Below are 9,407 nucleotides of genomic sequence, written 5' to 3'. Positions count from 1 at the left end.
ATTCCTTAACACTGGTTCTCTTCACAATACCATGACGGGTTGTGAAGAAGAGGTAAGCATCATCACTGCGTTCAGACTCAACATTGATAATAGTCTGAATACTTTCACCTTCATCCAATTTCAAGAGATTGACTACTGGTAGTCCTTTGGCCGTCCGACCATACTCAGGAATTTCATAACCTTTAAGACGATAGACACGTCCTTTATTTGTAAAGAAGAGCAGGTGATCATGGGTGCTAGTTGACACTAACTCACGAACAAAGTCGTCATCTTTCACTCCCGTTCCTTGGACACCACGACCCCCACGTTTTTGAGCAGTAAATTCATCCTGATCCAAACGCTTAATGTAGCCTCTGTTAGAAAGGGTAATCAAGACATACGATTCTTCAATCAAGTCCTCATCTTCAAGACTCAAGACTTCACCGACCATCAACTCTGTACGGCGTTTATCGGAAAATTTACGTTTAACTTCATCTAATTCGTCTTTGATAATTTGAGAAACACGTTCAGGCTTAGCAAGAATATCTGCTAAATCCGCAATCAGAGCCAAGAGGTCATCATACTCAGATTGAATCTTATCGCGTTCCAAACCTGTCAAACGGCGAAGACGCATATCAAGGATGGCCTGACTTTGACGTTCAGAAAGCTTAAACTTACTCATCAACTCAGCTTGTGCTTCCGCGTCTGTTTCACTAGCACGGATGATACGGATCACTTCGTCGATATGGTCTAGCGCAATCAAGAGACCTTCTAAGATATGAGCACGTGCTTCCGCTTTTTCCTTATCAAAACGTGTCCGACGAACAACCACTTCTTTTTGGTGCTCAATATAAGCGTCCAAAATCTGACGAAGGGATAAAATCTTCGGTACCCCATTTTGGATAGCAAGCATATTGAAACCAAAATTGGTTTGCATCTGGGTCATCTTGAAGAGGTTGTTAAGGATAACATTAGCTGAGGCATCGCGCTTGACCTCGATCACGAAACGAACTCCTTCACGATTTGACTCATCACGTACTGCTGTAATACCCTCAATGCGTTTTTCCTGAACCAAGCGAACAATATGCTCATGCACCTTGGTTTTATTGACCATGTAAGGAAATTCTGTTACAACGATGCGCTCACGGCCAGTCTTAGTCGTTTCAATCTCTGTACGAGAACGTAGGACAATCGAACCTTTACCTGTTTCATAAGCCTTATGAATGCCTGATTTCCCCATGACAAGGGCACCTGTTGGAAAATCTGGACCAGGCAAGACTTCCATCAAATCCTTAGTAGTCACTTCAGGATTGTCCATAACTAACTTCACTGCATCAATGGTTTCACCCAAGTTATGAGGGGGAATATTGGTCGCCATCCCAACGGCAATACCAGTTGCTCCATTAACCAAAAGATTAGGAAAGCGCGCTGGCAAGACCAAGGGTTCACGTTCATTGGCATCATAGTTATCAACGAAGTCAACCGTATTCTTATTGATATCACGAAGCATCTCCAGAGCAATCTTGCTCATACGTGCCTCAGTATAACGCTGGGCGGCAGCACCATCTCCATCCATGGAACCAAAGTTTCCATGCCCATCTACAAGCATGTAACGGTAACTCCACCATTGAGCCATACGGACCATGGCTTCATAGATAGAGGAATCCCCGTGTGGGTGATATTTACCCATGACATCCCCTGTAATACGAGCAGATTTTTTATGAGGTTTGTCTGGAGTAACACCCAATTCATTCATTCCATAGAGAATGCGACGGTGAACAGGTTTCAAGCCATCTCGAACATCAGGAAGAGCCCGCGCTACGATAACACTCATGGCGTAATCGATAAAGCTCGTCTTCATCTCCTTTGTCAGATTGACATTCACTAAATTTCTATCCTGCATTAATAAATGCCTCATTTCACAATTAGTAAGTAACAACATTATACCATAAATTCCCATCTATTTCAGCCTCTAAACCACTAAAACGTTTACATTGAGAACTATAAGGCATATTCGTGACAAAGTTTTTTAAAAGTGATAGAATGAAGTTGTCTGGGGAAAATCCCCTAATAAAATTAAGGAGATGTTTAGAACAATGACTTCAACTAAACAACACAAAAAAGTTATCCTTGTCGGAGATGGTGCTGTAGGTTCATCTTACGCTTTTGCACTTGTTAACCAAGGAATTGCACAAGAGCTTGGAATTATCGAAATTCCACAATTGCATGAAAAAGCTGTTGGTGACGCGCTTGACCTTAGTCACGCCCTTGCCTTCACTTCACCTAAAAAAATCTATGCAGCTCAATACTCTGACTGTGCAGACGCTGACCTTGTTGTGATCACTGCAGGTGCGCCTCAAAAACCAGGTGAAACTCGTCTTGACCTTGTAGGTAAAAACCTTGCTATCAACAAATCAATCGTAACTCAAGTTGTTGAATCAGGTTTCAAAGGTATCTTCCTTGTTGCTGCTAACCCAGTTGACGTCTTGACTTACTCAACTTGGAAATTCTCTGGTTTCCCTAAAGAACGCGTTATCGGTTCAGGTACTTCACTTGACTCAGCTCGTTTCCGTCAAGCACTTGCTGAAAAATTGGATGTAGATGCTCGTTCAGTTCACGCTTACATCATGGGTGAACACGGTGACTCTGAGTTCGCTGTTTGGTCACACGCTAACATCGCTGGTGTAAACCTTGAAGAATTCCTTAAAGACACTCAAAATGTTCAAGAAGCTGAATTGATTGAATTGTTCGAAGGTGTTCGTGATGCAGCCTACACAATCATCAATAAAAAAGGTGCAACATACTACGGTATTGCAGTAGCACTTGCTCGTATCACTAAAGCAATCCTTGACGATGAAAACGCAGTACTTCCACTTTCAGTATTCCAAGAAGGTCAATACGGAGTTGAGAATGTCTTTATCGGTCAACCAGCTGTTGTTGGTGCACATGGTATCGTTCGTCCAGTAAATATCCCATTGAACGACGCAGAAACTCAAAAAATGCAAGCATCTGCTAAAGAATTGCAAGCTATCATTGACGAAGCATGGAAAAACCCAGAATTCCAAGCAGCTTCAAAAAACTAATTTAACTATAGACAACTCCTTGAATCATCAGGGAGTTGTTTTTTTCTGTATTATAGTAGATTGAAATAAGATATGAACAAATTAATTTCTAGAAATATTTTAGCAGTCACGGCGTACTATTCTAGCTGCAATCCACTATAAGAACTAAACATTTTATGAAATTTTCGTTCAAAAAACAACATCCCTTTAAAAACTATCATGTCATGGCTTGGGCATGAAGACAAAAAGACTACCAGTCAGATTTATACTCACATCACAAAAAGTATGGAACAAGCAACGATTTACTCTTTAGCTACAGTTATAGTAGATTGAAATAAGATATGAACAAATTGATTAGGAAAGTCCAATTAATTTCTAGAGATATTTTAGAATCCGTAGCGTACTATTCTAAATTCAATCCATTATACATTAAATCAAAAGTAAAAACTTTGCCCACATACAAAAAGAGCCCATCATACAGGCTAGAAAGCTTGATATGATAGGCTTTTTATTTTAATTAACGTACTGTACGGATACGCATTGTGTTTGTACGAACAGCTTCTCCAAGTGGTACACCAGCAACAATAACGATATCGTCACCAGATTCTACAAGACCTGCTTCAACTGCCTTACGTTCAGCAATTTCGAACATATCGTCAGTTGAAGATGGAGCATCTGTCAACATTGGGATAACACCCCAGTTCAACATCAATCCACGTTCTGTCAATTCGTCGAATGTCAATGCCAAGATGTCAGCATTTGGACGGTATTTAGAGATCAAACGTGCAGTGTGACCTGTCTTAGTAAGAGTTACAACCAATTTAATGTCCATTGAGTTAGTAGCATCTTTAACAGCTGAAGCCATTACTTCTGTCTTAGAGTTACGTTCAAATGAATCTGAGTTCAAACGACCGTATTCGTTAAGAAGAGTTTGAGCGTTCTTGTCGATTGTAGCCATTGTAGTTACTGACTCAAGTGGGTATTTACCGTTTGCAGACTCACCTGAAAGCATTGTTGCGTCAGTTCCGTCGATAACAGCGTTAAATACGTCTGATACTTCTGAACGAGTTGCACGTGGCTTTTCAGTCATTGTTTCAAGCATGTTTGTTGCAGTGATAACAACTTTACCTGCAGCATTGACTTTAGTGATGATCATTTTTTGGTAAACTGGAACCATTTCGAATGGTACTTCGATACCCATGTCACCACGAGCGATCATGATACCATCAGCAGCTTCGATAATTTCATCCAAGTTATCGATACCTTGTTGGTTTTCGATTTTAGCGAACAATTGAACATGTCCGTTTCCAGTTTCTTCACAGATTGCACGAACTTCGTTCACATCTTTTGCAGTACGTACGAATGAAATCGCGATGAAGTTGATACCTTGTTCAAGACCAAAGCGGATATCGTCGTTATCACGTTCAGCAAGAGCTGGGAAAGGAATTTTAGTGTTAGGAATATTCACACCTTTTTGTTTAGCGATGATACCATCGTTTTCAACTTCAACTTCAAATTCACGAGTTGCGTCATCTTTAGCAACCACACGAAGACCAAGTTTACCATCGTCAACCAAAACTTGACGACCAACTTCAACATCATCATAGATATCAAGAGCACCAGCAACGTTCAATGCAATCACTTCACGAGTTGATTTGATTCCTTGTTTAGTTGCAACACGGATTTTTTCACCAGTTTTGTATGAATATTCTTTAGCTTCACCTTCGAACAATTCTGTACGGATTTCAGGTCCTTTTGTATCAAGAAGGAAACCAACTTTTTTACCTGCAAGTTTTTCAGCAAGTTTAACAGTTGCCATACGCTCACCTTGTTCTTGGTGGTCACCGTGTGAGAAGTTGAAACGGAATGTGTTAGCACCAGCTTCAATCAATTTAGCAATGTTTTTAGCTGAAGCTTCAACATCAAGTTTTTCACCCCAGTATCCGTCCTCACCGAATTTTTTACCACCACGGATTTCTACCGCAGGACCCAAAGTTGCAACGATTTTTACACGTTTGTTCATGATTTTTGTGACTCCTTTATATATATGACCTTTTTGGTCTTATTAACTAAATTGTAAATTATGACAAGCTCTTATTCAAGCTAGATAGCTCAATATCGGCTTTGTGTGGGTTGTTAACCACAATCTTACCTTCTGCAGTAAGGCTAAACAATGCTCCTTCTTCTGCAGTTCCAAGAATTGGGTTTTCAACCATTTTCTCGTTACGGATACCAACCGCAACACCACCGATACCTTCTTTAAGAAGTTTAACAGCATGCGCACCCATACGTGACGCCAATACACGGTCACGCGCAGTTGGAGAACCACCACGTTGAATATGTCCAAGTTCTGTCACACGAAGGTCGCTTGTATCCCCAGCTTCTTTTAGTTTTTTACCAAATTCAGCTGCTGACATAACACCTTCTGCCAAGACGATGATGTTGTGTTTTTTACCACACTCATAACCACATTTAATGCTTTCTACGATATCTTCAATCTTGAAGCCTTCTTCAGGAATGATGATTTCATCAGCACCAGTTGCAATACCAGCCCAAAGAGCGATATCACCAGCGTTACGTCCCATAACTTCGATTACAAAAGTACGACGGTGACTTGATGATGTATCACGAATCTTATCGATAGCATCCATAGCAGTTGTAACCGCTGTGTCAAAACCGATTGTAAAGTCAGTACCAACGATATCGTTATCGATTGTACCTGGAAGACCGATAGCTGGGAAGCCATGTTCAGTCAAACGCATAGCGCCGTGGTAAGATCCGTCACCACCGATAACAACTACACCTTCAATTCCGTGTTTTTTCAATTGCTCAATTCCTTTAAGTTGCCCTTCAAGTTGAGCGAACTCTGGGTAACGAGCTGAGTGAAGGAAAGTACCACCACGAGAAATGATGTCTCCTACTGAAGCTGCATCTAGGGGATGAATTTCACCGGCAACCATACCAGCATATCCGTCATAGATACCAAACACTTCCATTCCTTCTGAAATTGCTTGACGAACAACTGCACGGATAGCAGCGTTCATACCAGGGGCGTCTCCACCACTAGTCAAAACAGCAATACGTTTCATATTGGTTATGCTCCTTTTTCTTTTAACATTCTTATTGATTATACCACATTTGATTTTAAAATTCTTCTATTTTCCGTATTTTTAGCGATAAATCGTTTTCATAACGATTTCATTCAACTTCGCTTCTAATTCATTGGATTTAGCTACAAAATGATGGGGAGAAACGATTGTTTTCTGTTCCTCTTCATACCTGATGATGACTGGGATTGGACCTTTATATTGGTCTAAAATACGTGAAATTTCTTGATCCGATTCATGATTTTTTACCTGTATCCAAAAGCGTTCAGCAACTGCTTCTCTTATTTCTTGTGCAATCATTTGCAGACGGCCATCACGTGACTGGATTTTTCCTTTTATATAGTAGAAGGCTCCCTCTTTTATTTCCTGCCCAACCTGACGATATAAGTCTGAAAAGAGAGTGACATCCAATTTTTTCTTACTGTCATCTACCTGTAAGAAAGCCATGTTTTCGCCCTTTTTGGTACGAATTACTTTTATCTTCTGAACTTCAACCAAAATAATAGCGTAGCTATTTTCTGACAAATTCCCAATTGGGGTAATCGGGTAAATAGCTTTACTTGCGATAGTTTGTAGGGGATGTTTGCTGACACCTATCCCTAAAAGCTCTTGTTCCATATAGAATTTTTCTTGCTCTGTCCAATCTTCCGATTCCTGCCAACTATATATCGTATCACCGAACAAGCTTCCTAACTCTTTCACAAATTCAAATAGATTAGCTAAATTATTGAATACTTTTTGACGATTTTTTTCAAATGAATCGAAAAGACCAACTTTTACCAAAGGTTCTAGCAGAGGAAGTTTCAGATAATTTTCAGGTAATTTAGCTATAAAATCTTCAATGTTAGAATAGGGTCTATTTTCAAGAATCCAAAGTGCCAAATCATTGCTGACTCCCTTAATCGATTTCAAACCTAGATAGATAGACTTGTTGGCAATTTTATCGTGATAGGGAATAGTATTGATGGACAGAGGCGCCACTTCAAAACCTGCTTCAAGTGCATCTATTAAGTAATCACTGTTGGCAGAATTCAACATGACCTGATAAAAAATGGCTGGATAATGCGTTTTGAAATAAGCCAACTGGAAGGCCAAGGCTGAGTATGCATAGGCATGTGACCTGTTAAAACCATAACCTGCAAACTTCTCCATGACATCAAAGACCTGCTCTGCCTTTTCCGCAGTATGTCCAGCTTCTAATGAACCTTGAATAAAAGAAGCCCTCATCTCATGCATGGCAGAGGCATCCTTTTTCCCCATAGCTCGACGCAAAATATCAGCCTTCCCAAGACTAAATCCAGCAAAACGCTGAGCAACCTGCATAACCTGCTCCTGATAGAGCATAATTCCGTAAGTTGGAGCCAAAATATCCTCCAGTACTGGATCCAGAACAGTCACTTCTTCCTGCCCATGCTTTCTTGCCACAAAATTATTGATGTAGTCACTAGCACCTGGCCGATTTAGGGAAGTAGTTGCTACGACATCTTCAAAACAGACTGGTTGCACACGCTTAAGCAGACGAATGGCACCAGGTTGCTCAAATTGAAAGATACCTTTTGTATTACCAGAAGCAAATAAAGCTAGCGTTTCTTTGTCTTCCAAATCTATTTCTTCAATTTTCAAGTGAATATCTTCTGTTTCAGCAAGTAATTCTTGCATCTTCTGGACAAAGGTCAAATTTCGTAGTCCCAGAAAGTCCATCTTCAAAAGTCCGCTAGCCTCAACTCCATGAGCATCATACTGAGTCAGTGGAATTTCATCACCATGCTTTAGAGGGATGTAGTTGGTCAAATCTCGGTCGCTAATCACAACACCAGCCGCATGGACAGAGGTTTGTCTTGGATAGCCCTCAATCTTGCAGGCAATGTCAAAAGCTTTTTGGTATTCTAACTTACTATTGATTTGCTGACGAAACTGTAGATTGCCCTCATAAGCCGACTTGAGATTGTCACGAAAACTGATTTTCTTGGTAATTGCAGATAATTCATACTCTGGCACACCAAAGCGTTTCAAGACATCACGCAGAGCTTGCTTAGCACCAAAGGTAGAAAAAGTGACAATTTGTGCCGCATGTTTACTGCCATATTTATTACCAACATACCTGATAAAATCTGGACGATAAATATCTGGGATATCAATATCAATATCAGGCATGGTATAGCGTTCACGATTGAGAAAGCGTTCAAAAATCAGATTTTTCTCTACTGGGTCAATCCCTGTAATGTCTAAGGCATAGGAAACTAAGCTACCAACTGCAGAACCCCTTCCCATTCCCATATAGTAGCCATTCGAACGTCCAAAACGCAGCAAATCCCAGACAACCAAGAAATAATCATCAAAGCCCATATCATGAATAACAGCCAATTCTTGGTTTAGACGTTCTTGATATTCTTTACTAGTCAATCCCTTCTGAACAAGCCCCAGTTCAGCACGCTCTCTCAACTCCTCTACTGCTGGTCTCGCTGGATTAAAACGAGGCAGTTTCAGACTAGTATCCAAATCATAAGAAATACCTAAAATCAGCTTTTCTAAATTGTCCAAGGCTTGCGGAAAACGTTCTTGGAATAATTTCTCTAAAGAACTTGCTGATATAAAGACATCTTGTCGTGAACGCAAGGGAACTTCTCTGAGGGGTAGGTTTTCTTTAATCGCTGTTAAGACTTGTAGAACTTCTCTATCCCTGCTTTCAAAGGCATTGACCCGATAGAGAGGTAAGATAGGACGATAAAATTCGCTTACCAGTGTTTCTGGGTAAACCCCTATATAGTAATCACAGCCTAGATTTAGTGATTCAAGCTCTTCAAAATAAGGCACAATTACCGCGATATCCTCCAGGTACTGGGACAAGACTGACCAACTTTTCTCCCCCTGCATCTTGGCTGTTGAAAGCTTCATCAACTGCTGATAGCCCACACTAGATAGAGCTAAAAAGCGCAGATTCACTTCCTGATCATCCATAAATACAGTCATTTCAAGCCCTAATAAAGGATGAATGCCATATTTTTTTGTAACCTCTAGAAAGTCAAAAGCACCATAAAGATTATCAATATCCATCATAGCCAGATGAGTGTAGCCGAATTCTTTAGCTGCTCTCACATACTTTTCAATCGAAATGACGCTCTCCATAAAACTATAGACTGTTTTTGTATCTAGTTGTGCGATCAATTTACACTTCTCCTCTATCCTTCTCACTATATTATACCATTTTCACCTATAAAAGGCTGCTCTTGAGAAAAATTTCATCAGCTTACTAATTTAC

General features: G+C 40.3%; 5 protein-coding genes. 1 reads left to right on the top strand and 4 read right to left on the bottom strand.

Translation table 11 applies throughout. The annotated features are described in order from the left end of the window. On the bottom strand, window positions 1-1,882 hold a 1,882-nt coding region (gyrA, locus tag SMIDD26_RS04285), incomplete at its 3' end, for a DNA gyrase subunit A (protein WP_246746892.1). Window positions 1,883-2,075: 193 nt separating this feature from the next. On the opposite strand from gyrA, the gene SMIDD26_RS04280 reads away from it, so the two are divergent. Further along, the gene (locus SMIDD26_RS04280; RefSeq protein ID WP_000204726.1) at window positions 2,076-3,062 is read left to right on the top strand and encodes an L-lactate dehydrogenase; all 987 of its coding nucleotides are present in this window, start codon (window positions 2,076-2,078) and stop codon (window positions 3,060-3,062) included. Window positions 3,063-3,558: 496 nt separating this feature from the next. Here SMIDD26_RS04280 and pyk read toward each other — a convergent pair whose 3' ends face one another. The 3 genes from pyk to SMIDD26_RS04265 all read right to left on the bottom strand — a co-directional run bounded on the left by pyk (window position 3,559) and on the right by SMIDD26_RS04265 (window position 9,313). Next, the gene (pyk, locus tag SMIDD26_RS04275) at window positions 3,559-5,064 is read right to left on the bottom strand and encodes a pyruvate kinase (protein WP_001042817.1); all 1,506 of its coding nucleotides are present in this window, start codon (window positions 5,062-5,064) and stop codon (window positions 3,559-3,561) included. A 58-nt stretch (window positions 5,065-5,122) separates the two neighbouring features. Further along, complete coding sequence (gene pfkA, locus SMIDD26_RS04270; protein WP_000820862.1) at window positions 5,123-6,130, bottom strand: 6-phosphofructokinase; 1,008 nt, start codon at window positions 6,128-6,130, stop codon at window positions 5,123-5,125. 81 nt (window positions 6,131-6,211) lie between these two features. Continuing rightward, window positions 6,212-9,313, bottom strand: a complete 3,102-nt coding sequence (locus tag SMIDD26_RS04265) for a DNA polymerase III subunit alpha (RefSeq protein ID WP_061439130.1) — start codon at window positions 9,311-9,313, stop codon at window positions 6,212-6,214. Between the last annotated feature and the right edge of the window lie 94 nt (window positions 9,314-9,407).

This window comes from Streptococcus mitis (assembly GCF_001579035.1).
In the GTDB taxonomy this organism is placed as follows: Bacteria; Bacillota; Bacilli; order Lactobacillales; family Streptococcaceae; genus Streptococcus; species Streptococcus mitis_J.
The sequence above is the reverse complement of the archived record's forward strand: the minus strand, read 5'-3'. Positions and strand labels throughout refer to the sequence as shown.

Bases quoted from the DNA above. Each gene is read 5' to 3' on its own strand.
- SMIDD26_RS04280 (WP_000204726.1), top strand. From the start codon at position 2,076: ATGACTTCAACTAAACAACACAAAAAAGTTATCCTTGTCGGAGATGGT.
- pyk (WP_001042817.1), bottom strand. From the start codon at position 5,064: ATGAACAAACGTGTAAAAATCGTTGCAACTTTGGGTCCTGCGGTAGAA.
- pfkA (WP_000820862.1), bottom strand. From the start codon at position 6,130: ATGAAACGTATTGCTGTTTTGACTAGTGGTGGAGACGCCCCTGGTATG.